18 protein-coding genes are annotated in these 18,316 nt (G+C 69.5%); 6 read left to right on the top strand and 12 right to left on the bottom strand.

Annotated elements, in window-relative coordinates; all coding sequences use genetic code 11:
• A partial coding sequence (locus tag AC069T_RS26105; RefSeq protein WP_478785040.1) for a hypothetical protein occupies window positions 1-242 on the top strand: 242 nt, incomplete at its 5' end.
• Between the two features lie 109 nt (window positions 243-351).
• On the opposite strand, the gene AC069T_RS26100 is transcribed toward AC069T_RS26105, so the two are convergent.
• The 12 genes from AC069T_RS26100 to AC069T_RS26045 all read right to left on the bottom strand — a co-directional run bounded on the left by AC069T_RS26100 (window position 352) and on the right by AC069T_RS26045 (window position 12,637).
• A complete protein-coding gene (locus AC069T_RS26100; protein ID WP_478785039.1) occupies window positions 352-1,974 on the bottom strand; it encodes a fatty acyl-AMP ligase in 1,623 nt (540 codons plus the stop codon).
• A gap of 77 nt (window positions 1,975-2,051) precedes the next feature.
• Window positions 2,052-4,784: an aminotransferase class III-fold pyridoxal phosphate-dependent enzyme gene (locus AC069T_RS26095; protein WP_478785038.1), complete on the bottom strand. Its 2,733-nt coding sequence runs from the start codon at window positions 4,782-4,784 to the stop codon at window positions 2,052-2,054.
• Complete coding sequence (locus AC069T_RS26090) at window positions 4,781-5,041, bottom strand: acyl carrier protein (protein WP_478785037.1); 261 nt, start codon at window positions 5,039-5,041, stop codon at window positions 4,781-4,783. Before AC069T_RS26090 ends, AC069T_RS26095 begins: the two co-directional genes overlap by 4 nt.
• A gap of 76 nt (window positions 5,042-5,117) precedes the next feature.
• Window positions 5,118-5,684: a 4'-phosphopantetheinyl transferase superfamily protein gene (locus AC069T_RS26085; RefSeq protein WP_478785036.1), complete on the bottom strand. Its 567-nt coding sequence runs from the start codon at window positions 5,682-5,684 to the stop codon at window positions 5,118-5,120.
• Between the two features lie 10 nt (window positions 5,685-5,694).
• Window positions 5,695-5,949: a phosphopantetheine-binding protein gene (locus tag AC069T_RS26080; RefSeq protein WP_478785035.1), complete on the bottom strand. Its 255-nt coding sequence runs from the start codon at window positions 5,947-5,949 to the stop codon at window positions 5,695-5,697.
• The gene (locus AC069T_RS26075; protein WP_478785034.1) at window positions 5,942-6,805 is read right to left on the bottom strand and encodes an alpha/beta fold hydrolase; all 864 of its coding nucleotides are present in this window, start codon (window positions 6,803-6,805) and stop codon (window positions 5,942-5,944) included. Before AC069T_RS26075 ends, AC069T_RS26080 begins: the two co-directional genes overlap by 8 nt.
• Window positions 6,792-7,796 (bottom strand): NAD(P)H-dependent flavin oxidoreductase, encoded by a 1,005-nt coding sequence (locus tag AC069T_RS26070; RefSeq protein WP_478785033.1) that lies wholly within the window; start codon window positions 7,794-7,796, stop codon window positions 6,792-6,794. Before AC069T_RS26070 ends, AC069T_RS26075 begins: the two co-directional genes overlap by 14 nt.
• On the bottom strand, window positions 7,796-8,623 hold the full coding sequence (locus AC069T_RS26065; RefSeq protein ID WP_478785032.1) for an aminoacyl--tRNA ligase-related protein: 828 nt from the start codon (window positions 8,621-8,623) through the stop codon (window positions 7,796-7,798). Before AC069T_RS26065 ends, AC069T_RS26070 begins: the two co-directional genes overlap by 1 nt.
• Entirely contained in the window at window positions 8,620-8,868 is a 249-nt protein-coding gene (locus AC069T_RS26060) for an acyl carrier protein (RefSeq protein ID WP_476749876.1), read from the bottom strand. Before AC069T_RS26060 ends, AC069T_RS26065 begins: the two co-directional genes overlap by 4 nt.
• Entirely contained in the window at window positions 8,865-9,743 is an 879-nt protein-coding gene (locus AC069T_RS26055; RefSeq protein WP_478785031.1) for a diiron oxygenase, read from the bottom strand. The genes AC069T_RS26060 and AC069T_RS26055 overlap by 4 nt, the downstream gene beginning before the upstream one ends.
• 41 nt (window positions 9,744-9,784) lie before the next feature.
• Window positions 9,785-10,654, bottom strand: coding sequence for a hypothetical protein (locus tag AC069T_RS26050; protein WP_478785030.1), 870 nt, complete (start codon window positions 10,652-10,654; stop codon window positions 9,785-9,787).
• A 513-nt stretch (window positions 10,655-11,167) separates the two neighbouring features.
• Complete coding sequence (locus AC069T_RS26045) at window positions 11,168-12,637, bottom strand: MFS transporter (RefSeq protein WP_478785029.1); 1,470 nt, start codon at window positions 12,635-12,637, stop codon at window positions 11,168-11,170.
• A gap of 130 nt (window positions 12,638-12,767) precedes the next feature.
• On the opposite strand from AC069T_RS26045, the gene AC069T_RS26040 reads away from it, so the two are divergent.
• From AC069T_RS26040 to ccrA, 5 genes are all read left to right on the top strand, one after another.
• Window positions 12,768-13,457: a TetR/AcrR family transcriptional regulator gene (locus AC069T_RS26040; RefSeq protein ID WP_478785028.1), complete on the top strand. Its 690-nt coding sequence runs from the start codon at window positions 12,768-12,770 to the stop codon at window positions 13,455-13,457.
• 322 nt (window positions 13,458-13,779) lie between these two features.
• Window positions 13,780-14,847 carry a ketoacyl-ACP synthase III family protein gene (locus AC069T_RS26035; protein ID WP_478785027.1) on the top strand — a complete coding sequence of 356 codons (1,068 nt, stop codon included), beginning with the start codon at window positions 13,780-13,782 and terminating at the stop codon, window positions 14,845-14,847.
• 8 nt (window positions 14,848-14,855) lie between these two features.
• Window positions 14,856-15,851: a 3-oxoacyl-ACP synthase III family protein gene (locus AC069T_RS26030; RefSeq protein WP_478785026.1), complete on the top strand. Its 996-nt coding sequence runs from the start codon at window positions 14,856-14,858 to the stop codon at window positions 15,849-15,851.
• A gap of 205 nt (window positions 15,852-16,056) precedes the next feature.
• A complete protein-coding gene (locus AC069T_RS26025; RefSeq protein ID WP_478785025.1) occupies window positions 16,057-16,992 on the top strand; it encodes an alpha/beta hydrolase in 936 nt (311 codons plus the stop codon).
• Window positions 16,993-17,065: 73 nt separating this feature from the next.
• On the top strand, window positions 17,066-18,295 hold the full coding sequence (gene ccrA, locus AC069T_RS26020) for a crotonyl-CoA carboxylase/reductase (RefSeq protein ID WP_478785024.1): 1,230 nt from the start codon (window positions 17,066-17,068) through the stop codon (window positions 18,293-18,295).
• Window positions 18,296-18,316 lie beyond the last annotated feature (21 nt).

Below are 18,316 nucleotides of genomic sequence, written 5' to 3'. Positions count from 1 at the left end.
CGGCACGCCCGCGGATGCAGGTGCGTACGGCACGCCCGCGGATGCAGGTGCGTACGGCACGCCCGCGGATGCAGGTGCGTACGGCACGCCCGCGGATGCAGGTGCGTACGGCACGCCCGCGGATGCAGGTGCGTACGGCACGCCCGCGGATGCAGGTGCGTACGGCACGCCCGCGGATGCAGGTGCGTACGGCACGCCCGCGGATGCAGGTGCGTACGGCACGCCCGCGGGTGCAGGTGTGACGGCTTCCGCGGTGACCGGGTGAGCGCCGGGCGCCCCGACGACGGGCGGACGGACGCCGGCGAGGCCACGCCCAGGAGTGCGCCTCAGCCGTACGGTTCCGCTGTCCGGTCACGGCCGGGGCCGCGGCGTCCACCCTTCGACGAACTTCTCCCGCGCCTTCGACCGCTGCAGCTTCCCGCTGGTCGTCTTCGGGATGCTCCGCTTCGGTACGAGGTGGATCGCGGCGGCCCGGACACCGGTACGGGAGCTGACGGCTGCCAGGACGGACCGGCGCAGCTCGTCGTGCCGGTCGCTGTCCAGCTCCGTCTCGACGATCAGGTGGAGTTCCTCCGAGTCGCTGTCGTCGTGGCAGTATCCGACGGCGATCACGGCGCCGAGGCGGACCCCGGGCACGGTCTCCGCGGCCTGCTCGAAATCGGAGGGGAAGTAGTTGGCACCCCGGATGACCACCAGGTCCTTGGCCCGGCCGGTGATCCGCAGACCGCCGTCCCGCAGATAGCCGATGTCACCGGTCTTCCACCAGTCCGGCTCGTCGATCGCCGCGGCGGTCTCCTGCGGCAGATCGAAGTACCCGACCGTGCGCGAGGGGCTGCGGAACTGGACGTGGCCGATCTGGTTCTCCGCCAGGCGATGACCGGCCCCGTCCACGATGCGCACCTCCGTGCCGGCGACCGGCTCACCGCAGTCGACGACGTGGAGCGCGTCCTCGCGGGCCGGGTCGACATCGATCGCTCGCGCGTCGGCGACGGCGGCCTGCCGGTCGATGGTGTCGGACCCGAACCTGCCCTCCGGCCGGGTGCTGGTGATGACCAGCGTGGCCTCGGCCATGCCGTAGGCCGGGGTGAACGCCGTGGAGGGCAGGCCCCACCGGGTGAAGCGGTCGGCGAAGCGCCGCACGGTGCCGGGCTGGATGGGTTCCGCTCCGCAGAGCGCCACCCGCCAGGACGACAGGTCCACTCCCTCGAGTTCCTCGTCGCGTGCCCGGGCGGTCACATAGCCGTAGGCGAAGTTCGGCGCCGCCGAGACCGTGCCGTGGTGGTTGCTGATGTGCCGCAACCACTCGGCGGGTGCGCGCAGGAAGCGCGTGGGCGGCATAAGCACCGCGCTCCCGCCGGAGTAGACCGGGCACAGGATTCCCGTGATCAGGCCCATGTCGTGGTACAGCGGGGCCCAGTTGACGGTCGTGTCCGTGCTCGTCCAGCCCAGCGCGCCGACGAACTGCTCGCAGTTGGCGGCGAGATTGGCGTGCGAGATCATGACGCCCTTGGGCCGGCCCGTCGAACCGGAGGTGCACTGGATCAGCGACAGATCGTCGCCGTCGGGCAGGCGGATCGGGTGCATCGGCGCTCCACTCGCGGTGGCGCGTGCGTAGAGCACCTCGCTGTCGATCAGGTGGGTGTCGTCGACGAGATTGGGCAGGACCTCGATCACCGCCGGCGTGGTGATGATCGCGGCCGGCCGCAGATAGCCCACGAGATCCTTCAGCTGGCCCTCGAACCCCGCCGCTCCCCCGAAGGAGATGGGCAGCGAGATCGCTGTCGGCATGGCTCCGAGCAGCTGGGTGCCGAAGAAGGCGGTGAGGAACTGCGGTCCCGTCGGCAGGCAGAGGACCACTCGGTCGCCGCGGCCGACACCGCGGTCGGCCAGCGCCGCCGCGCACCGTGCGGCGCTCTCGACGAGAGCGTCGTACCGCAGGGTCACCTCTTGGCCCGGTTCCGGGATCAGCGTCACGTGCGATCCGTCCGAGCCGCGTTCCGCGTGTCCCACCAAAGCGTGCAAGATGCTCGGGAAACGCGGGCGAAGTCCGGTCATCCGATGTGCTCCTTGAGAGTGCTGGACTGATCGACGATCCACGGCTGTACGGAGACGTCGTCGGAGACGATGCGCGCGGGGTGGAACCCGTGCCGGACGGCGAGATCCCGGGCGGCCAGCACACCGGCCGAGGTGAGACCGCCGTAGGACGGGCTCGTGGTCCCCGCCTCGATGCCGAGCAGCATCGTTTCGGCCATGCAGGAGTACACGATGCCGGGTGGCAGCGTGATGCCCGGGAAATGGGGGGTCTGCATACCGGGAAGCTGGATGCGGCCGCCGGACACCAGCGTCACGTTCGCCATGCCGGCCACCGCCGGGTGCACGTCGCCGGGGACGGCGAGGTCGCAGACGAGCACCTTCCCGTCGCCGGAGAGGTGGTGGGGCAGGATCACCGGGTCCGCCGAGTTGGTGGCGCTGACCACGATCGGGCAGTCCCGCAGGGCGTCCATGTCCTCGGCCACCGAGACGTCGACCTGGTGGGCGGCGAGCCGTTCGGCGACGGTCCTGAGCCGCCGTGCCGAGCCGGGCCGGCCGACCAGCACCATCGACTCGCAGTGCGGGGCGATGAGTTCGGCCATCACGGCGCCGATGTTGCCGATCGCGCCGACGAGACCGACGCGGCGTTCACCGGCGGCGGACTCGGCCAGCTGCAGCCGGAGCAGGTCGTAGGCGCAGGCGGCGGTCAGCGAGTTGCCCGACGTCACCCGGATGTCGCTCTCGACCACGTCACGGGCCGCGTTGGTGACGATCGAGGTGTGTCCTCCGAGGCCGATGACTCCGGCACCGAGCGAGACACCCAGTTCCACCGCGTCGAGCACCGTGCGGCGCAGCCACGCCCCCTGACCCGACCGCAGGGCGGCGTTGGCCTGGGCGGCGGTGAAGGGTGCCGCCACCATGACGACCTCGACCTCGCCCCGTCCCTCGGAGGTGATGCGGTGCCGGGCGACCTCGAAGGGGTCCAGTTCACCCCACATCCGGTCGAGAGCGGCCTCGCACTGTTCGTCCGACCAGTCGGCCAGCTCCGGCGCCATGTGCCACAGCTTGCCCGGGACGTCCAGGTTGGCCAGGAACGCGACGCGCGGCACCTCGGCCCGGCGCCCGCCCTGCTGTACGGGCCGGTCACGGCGGGGCAGCGGGACATGGTGCGGCGGCTGCCACGCACCGGCCGGCGGGACGGTCAGATGCTCCAGCAGTGTCGTGTACTCGCCGCGGGAGAGCAGTGCGGCGACGTCGTCGAACGCGGCGGCGACACGGTCCACGTCCGCCGTCTCCAGCAGCGCCGACGGCTGGACGCGCACCGTCGTGGGGGCGGACAGGGTGGGGATGACCCTGATCCGGTGTGTGTGCAGCAGCCGGCCGGCGATCAGGTAGCCGAGCGACTCGGAGTCGAACACCTCGCGCAGCAGGCCCGATTCGGGCTGCGGCAACGCGAATTCGACGCCCAGGAGCAGCCCGCGGCCGCGTACCTCGACAATGGCGTCCGGCCACCGGGCCGCCACCTCCGTCAGCCGGTCCCGCAGGAGCGTGCCGATCTCGGTGATGCGGTCGCGGTAGGCGAGGGAGAGGTCCAGCGTGGCCGTCGCGATGCGCGACGAGAAGTCGTCGTCGGCGAAGGTGGAGGTGTGGTGGCGGCCGAATTCCGGTACGTAGCGGTTCTCGGTGACCAGCATGGCGGAGATCTTGGCCAGGCCGCCCCCGAGGGACTTCGAGAACAGGTAGTAGTCGGCGACCACCCCTGAGCCCTCGGACGCGAGGAAGGTGCCCGTCCGCCCCATGCCGCACTGGATCTCGTCGAACACCAGCGCCGCCTCGTGCCGGTCGGCAAGCTCACGCAGGGCGGCGAGTGTCCCGGCCGGGACCTCGTGCACCCCGGACTCGCCCTGGATGGGTTCGACGAAGCAGGCGGCCACCGGCGACAGCCGGCGGACGGCGGAGTGCGGCACTCCGGAGGAGTCGACACTGACCGTGTGGACCGGGACGTGTTCGGAGTCGAGCGCGGTCACCACAGCCTCGGGCGTCCAGTCGCTCAGCCGACGGTGCCGCGGACCGGGTACGTGGAGATCCGCCGGCACGTTGCCACCGTGCGTCAGCGTGCCCGCTCCCGCCGTCTTCCCGTGGAAGGCGTTGCGCAGCGAGACGAAGACCGGGTCCGTCCGCCGCAGTTCGGCGATCCGGTCGAGAGCCTCGCTCAGCACCTCCGCGCACGGGCGGCCGGCCGCGGGTCCGTCCGCGCAGGGGACGTCCGCGAGGCCGTCGCGCCGCACGCGCCGCAGGGACAGTTCGACCTCCTCCTGCAGTGCGCCGAGCCGCCGTCGGTGCTCGACGGTGGCGTGTTTCACCGCGGCTTCGACGGCCTCCGCTCCGGTGTTCCCGAGGGTGACGACGTAGTCGGCACCGGTCGTGGCTCCGACCGCCGCCGACAGCCGTTCCGCCAGCTCGGCCGCACCCGGCCGGATACTGGCCTGTGCGTTGAACGGGATCCGTGCGTCGAGGCAGCGCCGCGCCACGTCGAGCAGCGCCGGGTGGTTGTGCCCGAACAGGGAGGAGCCCGCGCCGCCGACGAGGTCGAGCACCTGCCCCTCGGTGTCGGAGTGGTGCTGCGAGCCCCGCAGTTCCCGGGTCAGGTGATCGCCCTGCCCGGCGAGGTAGGTCACGTCCAGATGCAACGCCCGCAAGAGCCGGGCGAACTCCGGCCGGGCGTACCGCGCGAAACCAGAATCGGCGTTCATGCCTCGCTGTCTCCTTGCCTGACCCGCACTGCCAGTGATGCGGTGACCTGGTCCACGACCTCGCGCAGCGTCTGCATCGAGGCCGCCTGTTCGTCCGAGATGCGGCAGTCGAACCTGGCTTCCATCTCGACGATCAGACTGACCGAGCGAATGGAATCCAGGCCGTAGTCCACCAGCGGGACATCGGGGTTGATTTCAGGTACCTGAAGTTCGCGACAGAACAGTTCATTGACGACTTCGAGAATCTCGCGATTCATTGCGCTTCTTTCCCCCATTCGCTGCACTCTCCCTCCGACAGGTATGGGCCCGAAAGGACAGGGCGAATCGTAGAGTTCAACGCCGTATCGCCACGGCGAACGAAAAATCTGCCTCCGAGCGAACCCACACCGGAACCGGGTCGCCGCGGTGCGACGCGGTCAACGCGCCGTCGGACTGAGTGAGTTCGATTCTCCAGAACAGGAACTCGTTCTGTGGGCCGGTGCCGTTCAGGGCCTTGAAGGCTGCTTCCTTGGCGGCGAACAGCTCTCGCGCTGTGTACTCTCCGATCGGGGGGAGCAGCAGGCGCCGTTCCCTTTCACGCAGGACGAACCGGGCCACGCGAGGACCGACGGCCGCGTCCTCGATGTCGGTCCCCACCGCCCGGGCGCCGGGGACCACCACCGCGACCGCCAGGTGTTCGGTGTGGGAGATGGAGCCGGCGAATCCTTCCGGGAAGCGCGGACTGCCGTCGGGCTGACGGAGCACGGTCCGGTCGGCCGACCCGGCCGAGGCCAGAGCCGCGGCGGCCGCACGGCGGCCCGCGGCGAACTGCTGAGCCACTCCGTGCGGCCACGGCACCGGATGACATCCGATCACTGTCTCCGGTGCCGCACCCGCGGGAACGCTCAGCTCAACAGCCACCGTGTGTCCTTCAGTTGTGCAGCGACGCGACGTGGGCCGCCAGCGAGTCGATCGAGCGCAGCGCTTCCGGCTGGACGTCGTCCTCCCACTCGAAGCCGAACGCGTCCTCCATGGCCACCAGCAGGCTGACCAGCGCGTTGGAGGACAGTCCCGCCTCGCGCAGCGAGGCGGTGTCCGCGACCCGGGCGGTGAACTGGTCGCTGCCCAGGAGGTCGTCCAGCAGCTCCCGGATGCGCTGCCTGGCCTTGGGTGCCTCGTCAGGCATGCGATTCCGCTTCCTCGATGAACTTGCGGACGATCGCCTGGAAGCCCTCGGGGTCGTCGAGGAACGGCACATGGCCGGCGTTCGGCATGATCTCGCAGCGGCCGTCGGCGAACAGGGCGGCCACCTCGTGACCGCGCGTCGGGCTCAGCAGGATGTCGTCGTCGCCGAGGACGATCACCGTCGGCGCCTGGACGCGGGACAGCAGCTCGGGGCTGGTGTCGCCCGACTGGACGAGGGTCAGGCCGTTGGTGAGTTCCTCGGGGGTGGACATCGCCATGAAGCTCTCGCGCAGTCCCAGGAAGCCCGGCGTGCCGGATTCCTCGTTCATTTCGCCGCTGATCACCTCGGGATACATCTGGGCGTACAGCGCGGCCGTGCCGTGGCTCTTCAGCGTCAGCAGCCACGACCGGTTCAGCTGCCGGTGCCGCCGCATGCCCTTCGTGCCGAAGACCGGTCCGGCCAGGACAAGTCCCTTGACCCGGTCCGGGTACTCCAGCGCCACGTCCCTGGCGAGCTGTGTGGAGGCCGAGGTGCCGATGAGGTACGTGGACTCGATCTCCAGCGCGTCGAGGAGTCCGATCACGTCCGCGGCGTGTTCCTCCCAGGTCGGCTCCTGCGGGAGACGCGAGGAGGCGCCGTGGTTGCACAGGTCGTAGGTCACGACGCGGTGGTGCTGGACGAGTTCCTCGGTGTACTCACGCCAGAACGGGCTGGTGATGAAGAAGTTGTTGAGGCACGTGATGGCCGTGCCTTCACCGCTGGACTCGTAATAGAGTTCCACGCCCTCGCGGGTGACGATGCGCGGCGTGTCGCGGTACGACAGATCGTGGTGGTCCTGCTCTTCACCGGCTGACATGGCTTTCCGTCCTTTTCGTGTCTTCAGCGAATTGGGGGCCCGGCAGGACGCGCGCGAACGCGGCGACGATGTCCGCCGCCGAGGTCTCGTCGGAGAGGGCACCGCAGGACTGGCCGCAGTACATCGCCATCTCCTCGATCCGGCCGCTGGTGGTACGGGTCGGTACTGCCGAACTGAAGCGCGGAACCAGGTACGTCTTGCCCTCGACCACCGTCCTGCCGATGAACTTCTTGGGCTGCGCCGGGTCGGCGGTCACGTCGGTCGCCAGCACACGGTGCCGGCGCCCCGGCCACCCGATCTCGTAGACGTCCGTGATCACGGTGGCGCTCGCGTCGGCGGCGGTCACCGCCGCCTTGAACCGGTCGTGGGCCCGCGATTCGTGCGCGACGACGAACGCGGTGCCGAGCAGCACGCCGTCGGCTCCGGCAGCGAGGGCCGGGGCGGCGTCGGCGGGCGAGCCGATCCCGCCCGCCGCGACGAGGCAGGCGTCCGGGCACCGCTCGCGCAACGCGGTGAGAAGCTCGTCACGCGTCGACGTGCCGAGGAGATGACCGCCGGCCTCGGTGCCCTGGACCACGACCACGGCACCCCGCTCGGCCGCGTGCACAGCGTCCGCGACGGTCCCGACCTGGACCACCAGCTGCCGGCCCGCCGCGGCGACGCGGTCGAACACCGCGTCACCCGGCATGCCGAAGAAGGACAGATGCACGCGCTCCGGCGTCTCGTCGAGGACCTGTGCCACCTGGCGGTCGAGCTCGTCCGGTCCGACGACCTCCGGGATCAGATTCACGCCGACAGGCCGGTCGGTACCCGTGGTCAGCCGGTCGAGCATGGCGGAGAGGGCTCCGCCGACCAGCTTGTAACCACCCGCGCAGCCCGCGGCGCCGGCGTTGGACACGGCGCACGCCAACTCCGACCCCGCGACCCCGCCCATGCCCGACTGCAGCAGGCTCACGTCCAGGCCGAGCACTCCTGCCGCCGTCGAACGCATCAGCTCAGGCTCTCGACCGCGGCCGCCGCGGCGTCGGCGCTGCCGAACCGCTCGGTCAGGGTGTGCACCCAGCGCTCCAGGCCGAAGGCGAGGCAGCTGGTGTGCGCCGGCTCCTCACCGGCCTGGATGGCGCAGCGCTCCCCGAAGAAGTTCCGGTGGTAGTTGACGGAGCCGATCGCCAGGCCGTTGACGACGAACTCCTCCTTCACCGGGAACAGCCGCTGCATCTTCGCCTTGCCGCTGTCCTTGTCGAAGAAGGGGTCGGTGGCGACTTCGACCTTGTGGTCCAGCCCGAGCTCGGCGAACAGTGTCGTCACGGCGTCCTTGGCGCGGAGCAGGTGGTTCTTGGCCACCTCTTCCGGTCCGACGCAGACGATCTCCCGCATGGAGAAGCCGAGGAGCCGCTGCAGGCCCCGGTAGTGGTCCTCGTTGCGGAAACAGGTGCCGACCGTGGTCCGCATCGTGCCCTCGGCCGGCAGCGTCGAACCCGCCAGGTCGAGATAGATCGAGTAGCACGCCGCGGAGGGCAGTGCGAACGCGGTGGGCTCCATCACCTCGGTCGGCATCCGGTCGACCGGGCGGGGTGACTCCGCCAGCAGGGCACCCAGACGCTGAGGGTCGAGCCGGGTCGCGGCGAGGCCCAGGTGCGGGAAGTTGTCGTAGTAGTCGAAGGTGTCGAGGTCCTTGCACCGCATCAGGAACGGGAACCGGAACTCCGCCGCGTCCCAGCCTTCGGCCAGGCGGAGGAAGACCGCGTCGATCGCCCGCAGCAACCGCAGCTGGCTGCCGTCGAGCACTCCCAGGCCGTTGTCGGTCGCTGTGGTCATCGGGCTGCTTCCTTCTTGAAGAATCGGGCTTCCAGCGCGGTGAGGGTGCGGAAGTCGTCCAGATCCACGTCCTCCGGGTCGATCGGGTCCCCCGTCAGCTCCTCCAGCAGGAACATGAACTCGACGAAGGCCAGCGAGTTGATGGCCCTGCTGTCGATCAGATCCAGATCCTCGGGCAGCTGGTCGAGCTTGGGGTTGCGGCCGAGGATGAACTCCCGGACCGCCTGCATGGGTTCGCCCGTCACTTGATGTCCTCCCTGCCCACACCGGACTTCGAAAGGAACTTCCTCGTCCGCTTCAGTACCTGCTCGTGCGCCTCCACCCGGGCCGGGTGCTCCAGCGCGCGCCGCCGCAGCGCGAGCGCGTCCGGGATGCCCGCGTCGCGGTAGGCGGCCGGGTTGTAGAGGGTGCCGATGCTGTACTGCAGATAGCTCTCGAGGTACTCGGCGATCACCGGTATCTCGTCCTTGTCGCGCTCGGCCACCTGCTTCAGCAGCTCGGTGAAGATCATGCGGCCGAACGCGACGTGCCTGCTCTCGTCCACATGGTGCACCCGGTTGATCTCCCGGGCGATGTGCGGCAGCGACTGGTCGGTCGCCATGTGCGCGTTGTAGTAGTCGACGATCTCCTCGAAGATCAGGATGCGCGCGAACACGATCACCTCGCGGGCCACCCGCGACAGGTGGTCGACCGAGCCGGCCTTCAGCGTCGGCTGCGCGGGATACAGCTTGCCGCCGTACCGCAGGCAGAACTTCGCGAAGAACCACATGTGCTCGTTTTCCTCACCGATGAAGTGGTGCAGGAACTCCGAGACGTTCGCGTAGGCCGGCTCGTGGATGCGCATCACGACTTCGGTCATCAGCTCACGTATGCCGTGGATGTTGAGGCTGAAGAAGTTGATCGACTCGTACCTGGTCAGCGCGATCTGCTGCTCACGCGTCAGCTCGTCCCACATGGGCGTGCCGGCCAGCGTGGTCAGGCTCTCGCTCATCCACGGCAGGCCGGGCTCGATGGAACCGGGCCAGTCGAACATCGTGTAGGGGTTGTAGTAGCCGGACTCGGCCAGCTGCTCCAACCGGTTCGTGTCGAGGCGAACCGGTTGGACCTCACGTACCGCCATTTCGCTCGTCCTTCCCAACGGAGTGGTTCAAGAGTTCAGCTTCAACGCGCCGCACGAATGTCCGCGCGCACCTGGACCGACAGCGGTGAACCACATTCGTGATGGCCGAAGGACGCATTACCTGAAGCGGTGGACGGGATCACCTTGTTGTAGATCGACCCGACGCACAGCTCCTGGAAGTCCCCGGTGTCCGGCGACAGTCGCGCGGCCAGCTGCGCCTTGGCGATGTCGACGGTCTTGCACAGGCCGTCCTCGTCCTCGACCTCCACGCACGCGTGCGGCAGGTCGAGGGCACCGCCGAGCACGCCGCAGAACCAGCCTCGTTTCGCCTCGGCCCGGTAACCGGCCGCACGGAAGCGCTCGGCCAGCAGCAGGCTCGCCGCGATACAGCTCGTCGCCCCCAGCGCGTGCACCGACTCGTAGTCGGCCTGCATGGCGACGGGGATCATCTGCCACCGGTATCCGGCGCCGAGGTACTCGCGGGTCAGGCGCCGCAGTTCGGAGGAGACGAGGGGGGTCCGGGCGCCCGTCGTGGTGATCGTCGCCGCGTACTCGGCCGATCCCCTGCTCGGCTCCGGCGCCGCCCCGCCGACGACACGCCCGCCGAAGCGTTCGACGTCCGGGGCTTCGAAACGCCACGGTGCGGTTCCGTCGCACGCGACGCAGTCCAGCCGGACCCGGAAGTCCCAGGACTTCTCGCGCAGCAGGTCGTCGACCGGACGGCCGGCGAAGCGGAAGAGCATGCGGAAGGCCAGCTCCGGCTGGGTGTTCCCCCTGCCCGAATACATGCCGAGGTTGTACAGGTCGTTCACGTCGAAATGGCGCACGCCCGACCGGTGCTCGAAGGGCAGACCCGCGTCCACCAGTCGGTCGATCTCCGGCGCGTCACAGCGCAACATCTCCTGCGCCACGGATTCCGAATGGATTCTACTGGAATACTCCGCGGGAATGAATTCGATGGACTCTGCCACTTTTTCCCAGGGAGTATTTTCCGTTGCAGCTCGGGGTGGCACAGCCCATCCTCCAGGTAAAATGACCGCACCGACGACTCGGTACCCGATGATTGCGGATGTCCCGCCGGATACCGGCCCTATTCTGCGGAACGATCTCGACGGTACCAGCCGGAGATTGTGCTGCAACAGATTATTTCCGCATATGCGTCCATGCGTTTCGCATATGCGGAATGGAGAAATCAATACCGGGCCGGTGCCCGGTGGCCGCGGCACCGCGGGTCCGGCCGGCCCGGCGGACGGGGCACGGCGGCGGGCCGCCGGGGCGTCGTGCCCGTTCACGCCCTCCCGCGGAGGCCCTGGAGAACCCCGGCCGGAAGGACGGCACCGGATGCGCGGCGCCCGGACACGACTGTGCCGCACCAGCGGTCAGGTCACCCGGATCGGCGGCCTTCGCTGGTGCGGCACGGTGGGTCAGGCCTGGTCGGCGAGCATGTCCTGGCTGCCTTGCTCTGTCGCCGGCACCGCCGCGCGGGGCAGGACGACGACAGCAAGGAGGACGGCGCCGAGCACGACCACGGCGCCGAGAGTCATACCGAGCGCGTATCCGTCGTTCAGGGAGCCGGGCGTGAGCGTGTCACCGGTGCGGTTGTTGGCGGCGGTGCCGAGGGCGGCCAGTCCGAGCGAGGCGCCGATCTGGCGTGTGCTGTTGAGCAGGCCGGAGGCGGCACCCGTCTCGTGGGCCGCGACACCGGCGGTCGCGATGGAGACGGCCGGTGCGAGGCAGAGCCCGATGCCGACGCTGGCGACGATCGACGGGCCCAGGACGTCGACGGCGAAGGAGCCGTCCGCGCTGATCAGACCGAACCAGGCGAAGCCGACGGCGGTCAGCACCCCGCCGCCGATCAGGAGGTTGCGGGGAGCGAACTTGTAGCCGAGCTTGACGGCGAGGACGGAGCCGATGACCACACCGAACGCGAACGGCAGGAACTGGACGCCGGTCCTGGCCGGCCCGCTGCCCAGGACGCGCTGGAGGTACAGAGAGACGAAATAGAAGGCCGAGGCCATGGCGCCGCCGAGGAACAGCGTGTACAGGTTCGCGCCGGCGACCGACCGGTTCGTGAACAGCCCGAGCCGGATCAGCGGGTCGCGGGAGGTGGTCTTCTCGACGAAGACGAACGCGGCCAGCAGAAGGACGGCGACCGCCAGGGTCGTCAGGGTTTCGGACGAGCCCCAGGGATGCCGGTCGGTGCGGATGACACCGAACACGAGCAGGGTCATGCCCGCCGTGGCCAGCACGGCGCCCAGCACGTCCGGGCTGCCGCGGTGGGCGGCGACCCGGTCGGCGGCGACGCCGCGCGCCGCCAGGTACATCGCGACGGCGACCAGGGGGACGTTGACGAACATCACCCATTCCCAGCCCGCGTACTCGGTGAGCAGGCCGCCGATCAGAACGCCGAGGGCGCCGCCGGCGGCGTTCATCGCGCTCCATACGCCGAAGGCCTTCACGCGGGGCTTGCCCTCGGGGAAGGTCGAGGCCAGCAGCGCCAGCGCGGCCGGGGCGAGTGCGGCGGCCCCGACACCCTGCGCGGCGCGGGCGGCCACCAGCTGGCCGGGTTCCTGCGCGAAGCCGCCGATGAGGGATCCCAGGCCGAACAGTGGGAGTCCGATCATCAGGATCCGCTTGCGGCCGTACCGGTCGGCGACCTTGCCGCCGAGCAGCAGCAGCCCGCCGAAGGCGAGGGCGTACGCGTGAATCACCCAGGTCAGGCCCACCTCGCTGAAGCCGAGGTCGGAGCCGATGTCCGGGAGCGCGACGTTCACGACCGACAGATCCAGCGACACCATGAACTGCACGACCGCCACCGCGGCAAGAATCAAGCCTGCCCGGGCGGCACCCTCTACGACCACCGGCTTCTCGCCGGTTGATTCCGTCTCAGTCACCGTAAGCCAGTCCCTCTACTACGTCCGGGAGATTTTTCGAACACGTTCTGAAATTATCACCGGGTGCGGCCGGCTGTCGAGCGCGCCCGGCCCGGAACGATCCGGTTTCACGGAAAGGCATGATGGAACGGTGTCCCGAACCAATGCACCGCACGGCCGCGTCGGCCGCCCGCCCGTGACCTCCCGTACGCAGATCCTGGCCGCGACCCGCCGGCTCATCGAGCAGGACGGCTGGGAGAAACTGACCATCCGTCGGCTCGCCGCCGAGATCGGTATCGGGGCGACGACCCTCTACCACCACGTACGGGACAAGGAGGACCTGCTCTTCCTGTTGATCCACGAGTACGCGGAGCAGATCCCCCACCCCGACCTGCCCAGCGACCCGCGGGAGCGCATCGTCGCGTCCATCACCGCGGTCCACGACGGTCTCGCGGCCTGGCCGTGGGCCGCGGAGGTCCTCACCGCGGACGGATTCATCGCCCGGCTCGGCGACTCGGCCCTCTGGCTGGTCGAGACCATCGTGGCGGGGGCCGTCGACTACGGGTGCACGCCCGAGCAGGCCGTGCACGTCTTCCGCAACCTCTGGTACTACACGGTCGGCGAGATCCTCGTCCGCGCGCACTCCGCCCGCCAGCGCGAGGAGTACCAGCGGTCCGCCGACCGCGCCGCCGCCGCCGGCAACCCCGCCGTGGCCCGGATGCCGCACCTGTCCGCCCTCGGCGACCAGTGGGCGGAGCTGTCCTGGCAGGACACCTATCCCCAGGCTCTGCGGGCCTTCGTCGACGGACTCCTCGCACAGGCCACGAACAACCGCGCCTGAGTTCCTCATCTCACGGCGTGAAATACGCACGCGACCCGGGCAGAGATCCTTACTCGACGGTAATCTTCAATTGGTGCTCGTAATCGTCAGGTGCCGGTCAGGGTGCCCGGGTCCCGTGCAGGATTAACTGCGACTCATGAGAAATTCATATGCGAACCTCCGGGCCGGACGCTGTAGCGTTGGCCATATTCCGATGCCCGCCCATGATGGGGAACAGCGCGGCATCGCGCGTCGTGTTCGCGATCTCGCTGCCGGATCGGTCCGGCATTTCAGTGCCCCACAGCTGTCGACTCGACGGGCATCGAACTCGGAGGAGCAGAAAATGAGCACCCCTGTCTTCATCACGTCGGCTGCGGCCTGGATTCCGCCCGCGGAATCGGCGAAAAAAGCGGTGGCGAGCGGCAAATACGCCGAGGCCGATCTCGAGGTCAACAACATCGTCTGCCTGCCGGTCGCCAAGGACGACATCACGGTTCCGGACATGGGGGTGATAGCCGGACGCCGGGCCCTCGACCGGGCCGCGGACGTGGTCGGCGACCATGTGGACCTGCTGGTGCACGCGTCCCTCTACCACCAGGGCCGCGACTGGGGCTGGACCTCCTCGGCCTACATCCAGCGCGAACTCGGAATCGTCGACGCCTTCTCGGTGAACCTGGACGGGCTGTCGAACGGCGGCATGGCGGCGCTGGACTACGCGGTGGGCCAGCTCCAGGCGGGCCGGGGGACGAGCGCCATGGTCACCACCGCGGACCGGTTCGCCGAGCCCGGCGTCAACCGGTGGCGCGGGGCGTACGGCATCGTCGGCGGTGACGCCGCCACGGGCATGGTGCTCTCCACCACCGGCGGCTTCGCCCGCGTCCACGCCATCGAGTCGCTCACCGACGCCACCCTGGAACCGCTGTGGCGCGGCAGCCAGCCGTTCACCTCCGCCTACGGGGAGTTCCTCCACGATCTGCGCACACCGAAGAAGTCGTATCTGGAGGAGGTCGGCAAGGAGTCGGTCCTGCAGCGCTGCGAGGTGGCGTTGCAGACCCTCGTCGGCTCGGTGCTCGACAAGACGGGCCACAAGATCGACGACTTCGCCAAGATCCTGACGCCCCACATGGGACACGGCCTGATGCAGGTTCAGTTCCTCCAGCCGCTGGGCATCACGGCCGACCGCACGCTGATGGACTGGGGCCGTTACACCGGGCACCTGGGCTCCGGCGACCTGCTCGCGGGCGTGACCCGGCTGATCGAGACGAAGGCGGTCCAGCCGGGCGACCACGTGCTCCTGACCAGCGCCGGCGGTGGCTACTCGCTGACCGCGGCCGTGATCGAGATCGAGTCCGTGCCGGACTGGTCCGAGGTCACCACGGACTTCCCCCTGCCCGCCGACGTCACGGAATGAGACCGCCGATGAGCGTGCATGCGGCTCCCGTCGCACTCCTCGGCACCGGGTCCTGTGTGCCGGACCGCGTGGTGTCCAACGCCGAAGTCGGTGGGCCCGCCGGTGTCGACGACGCCTGGATCCTGCGGAAGACGGCCATCCGCGAACGGCGTTGGGCCGAACCGGGCCAGGCCACCTCCGATCTCGCCACCGTCGCCGCGCGACGGGCGCTGGAATCCGCCGGGATCACCGCGGACCAGCTGACCACCATCGTCGTCGCCACCTCGACGCCCGACCAGCAGCAGCCGGCGACGGCGGCCTTCGTGCACCGGAACCTGGACGGGGCCGGGACGAACGTCGCGGCGTTCGACGTGAACGCCGTGTGCGCCGGGTTCGTCTACGCGCTCGACGCGGTCCAGGCGATCGTCGCCCGAAGCGGCGGTCACGGGCTGGTCATAGGGGCCGACGTGTACTCGCGGATCCTCAACCCCGCCGATCCGAAGTCCGTCATCCTGTTCGGCGACGGCGCCGGTGCGGCGGTCGTGGGTCCGGCCGGCTCCGGCCGGGGCATCCGGGCGTCGGCGTTCCACTTCTTCAGTGACATGACCGAGCTGATCCGGGTTCCGGCGGGCGGCAGCAGGCAGCCCTACGACCCCGCGACGCACGAAGCAGGTCTGCACTACTTCGCGATGGACGGACGGACCGCCAGGGAGTTCGGCAACGCCACCGTGCCGGGTCTGGTGAAGCAGTTCCTGCACGACAGCGCGGTACAGCCGGCCGACATCGCCCATGTGGTCCCGCACCAGCCGAACGGTGTCATGCTCGACGACCTGGTGTCGAGGCTGGACCTGCCGAACGCCACACTGCACCGCACGGTCGGTGAGTACGGCAACACCGGCTCCGCGTCGGTCCCGTTGACCCTGGACCGGGCGGCCCGCACCGGGGCCCTGCGCCGAGGTGACCAGATCCTGATGCTCGGCATGGGCGGCGGCGTCTCGATCGGTCTCACGCTGATCGAGTGGTGACGCCGGACTCCGCCGGACGGAGCAGGAAAGGACGGCGCCGCGCCTCACCGCGAACCGGCCGCTGACCCGTCCGGACGCGACCGGGAGCGGTGGCCGGACGCCGGGCGGCCCGCGAGGCCGCCGCACCGCATCCGCATTCCCCGCACCGGCGCCCGGGCGGGTGTGACCGTTGATTCCCGCGCTGGTGCGATCCGAGGAGACTCTCGTGCCCATCGACCGTTTCATCCGCGCCCTGATCCAGTGGCAGGCAGCCGATCGACCGGCACCGGCACGCACGCTCACCGTGGAACAAGTACGCCGCCGCTACGCCGACGGGGCGGCCGGCTCGCGCCGTCGTGCCGCGCCGGACCCCGTGGCCGCGGTCACGGACCGGCAGATCGACGCCCACGACGGCACGTTCGGTGTCCGGACGTATCTGCCGGTGACCGACCGGGGCCGCCTCGTGACGTATCTGCACGGCGGGGGCTGGATGGCCGGTGACGTGGACACCCACGACCCGGTGTGCCGTCGGGTCGCCGCCGCCCTCGGAGCCGTCGTCGTCTCCGTCGACTACCGGCGCGCGCCGGAACACCCGCATCCGGGCCCGCTCCAGGACGGGATCGCCGCCGCGCGATGGGCGGCCCGCTCGTTCCCCGGACGGGCGCACGTGATCGCCGGCGACAGCGCAGGGGGAAGTCTGTCCCTGGGGATCGCCCTGCACCAACGGGACCACGACGGCGTCGAGTTCGCCGCGCAGCTGCTCATGTACCCGGCAGCGGACCCGGACATGAAGTCGGAGTCCATGCAGAAGTACGGCTCGGGCTACCTGGCGGAGGCCGATGACCTGCGGTGGTACTACGACCAGTACGTGCAGGATCCGGAGCGCCGCTCCGACCCGGCGATCGACCTGCTCAACGCCGACCACCGCGGGCTGCCTCCCACCGTGCTGGGCACCGCCGAGTTCGACGCGCTGCACGACGAAGGCGTCGAGCTGGCGGCCCGGCTGGCCGCCGCCGGTGTCGCGGTGCACCACGTCCCGGCGCCGGGCCTGGTGCACGGCTATCTCCTCATGGCCGACGTGGTCCCCGCGGCCGCGGCGGCGACGAGCGACGTACTGGCGGCGGTGGAGCGGATGCTGGCCTCCGCACCGACGACGAACTAGCAGAGCGCACAAGGCTCGCGGACATCAGCCCGGACGCATTGGTCCATATTCCGAGAATGTGAGGGATGTCAGCATGAAGGAACTGTACGGACTCGGTGAGATGCCGCCCACCGGCGTGGTGCCGGAGAAAATGTACGCATCGGTCATCAGGCCCGAGCGATTCGGTCTTCCCGACCAGGCTTTCCAGACCGAGGTCGTCGACGTTCCCCCCGTCGGGCGGGGACAGGTCCTGCTGTACGTGATGGCCGCGGGAATCAACTACAACAACGTGTGGGCCGCGCTCGGCAAGCCGGTCGACGTCATCGGGGCCCGTCGGCGCAAGGGCGAGGCCGAGAACTTCCACATAGGCGGATCCGAGTGCTCGGGAATCGTCTGGGCCGTCGGCGAGGGCGTGCGCAACGTCAAGGTCGGTGACCACGCGGTCATCTCCGGCGGCGTGTGGGACGAGACGGCACAGGACATCAGGCTGGGAGCGGATCCCATGACCTCGGCCTCCAATCTGGCCTGGGGCTATGAGACGAACTTCGGCGCCTTCGCCCAGTTCGCGCTGGTGAACGACTACATGTGCGTCCCGAAGCCGGAGCGGCTGTCGTGGACGGAGGCAGCGGCGTACGTCCTGTCGGGTGCCACCGCGTACCGGCAGCTGACCGGCTGGCAGCCGAATGTCGTCCGGCCCGGTGACCCGGTCCTGATCTGGGGTGGCTCGGGCGGGCTCGGCTGCATGGCCATCCAGATCACCCGGGCGCTCGGCGGTGTGCCGATCGCCGTCGTCTCGAGCGACGAACGCGCCGACTACTGCATGAAGCTGGGCGCCCATGGCGTGCTCAATCGCAACGACTTCCACCACTGGGGCCGGCTTCCGGACATCCAGGACGCGAACGCCTACGGGGAATGGCTGAAGGAAGTCAGGCGATTCGGGAGCGCGTTCTGGGACAAGCTCGGTGAGCGCCGGGCCCCCAGGATCGTTTTCGAGCACGTCGGACAGAACACCATTCCCACCTCGATGTATCTGTGCGACAGCGCGGGAATGGTCGTCATCTGCGGTGCCACGACCGGCTATCACAGCGATGTCGACCTCAGGTTCCTGTGGATGCGGCAGAAGCGGCTGCAGGGTTCGCACGGCTTCAACCTCCGCCAGTGCCATGAACTCACCCAGCTCGTCGACAAGGGATATGTCGATCCCTGTCTCAGCCAGGTCGGCGACTTCGCGGACATCGGGAAGTTCCACCAGCTCATGCACGACAACCAGCACCCGGCCGGAAACATGGCCGTGCGCGTCAATGCTCCCGCCGACGACGAGTAGCGCCACGCCCACGCCCGCCAC

This window comes from Streptomyces sp. NPDC043867 (assembly GCF_056435845.1).
The sequence above is the reverse complement of the archived record's forward strand: the minus strand, read 5'-3'. Positions and strand labels throughout refer to the sequence as shown.

Coding starts and splice junctions, on each gene's coding strand:
- AC069T_RS26095 (WP_478785038.1), bottom strand. CDS start 4,784: ATGAACGCCGATTCTGGTTTCGCGCGGTACGCCCGGCCGGAGTTCGCC.
- AC069T_RS26090 (WP_478785037.1), bottom strand. CDS start 5,041: ATGAATCGCGAGATTCTCGAAGTCGTCAATGAACTGTTCTGTCGCGAA.
- AC069T_RS26080 (WP_478785035.1), bottom strand. CDS start 5,949: ATGCCTGACGAGGCACCCAAGGCCAGGCAGCGCATCCGGGAGCTGCTG.
- AC069T_RS26075 (WP_478785034.1), bottom strand. CDS start 6,805: ATGTCAGCCGGTGAAGAGCAGGACCACCACGATCTGTCGTACCGCGAC.
- AC069T_RS26070 (WP_478785033.1), bottom strand. CDS start 7,796: ATGCGTTCGACGGCGGCAGGAGTGCTCGGCCTGGACGTGAGCCTGCTG.
- AC069T_RS26065 (WP_478785032.1), bottom strand. CDS start 8,623: ATGACCACAGCGACCGACAACGGCCTGGGAGTGCTCGACGGCAGCCAG.
- AC069T_RS26055 (WP_478785031.1), bottom strand. CDS start 9,743: ATGGCGGTACGTGAGGTCCAACCGGTTCGCCTCGACACGAACCGGTTG.
- AC069T_RS26035 (WP_478785027.1), top strand. CDS start 13,780: ATGAGCACCCCTGTCTTCATCACGTCGGCTGCGGCCTGGATTCCGCCC.
- AC069T_RS26030 (WP_478785026.1), top strand. CDS start 14,856: ATGAGCGTGCATGCGGCTCCCGTCGCACTCCTCGGCACCGGGTCCTGT.
- ccrA (WP_478785024.1), top strand. CDS start 17,066: ATGAAGGAACTGTACGGACTCGGTGAGATGCCGCCCACCGGCGTGGTG.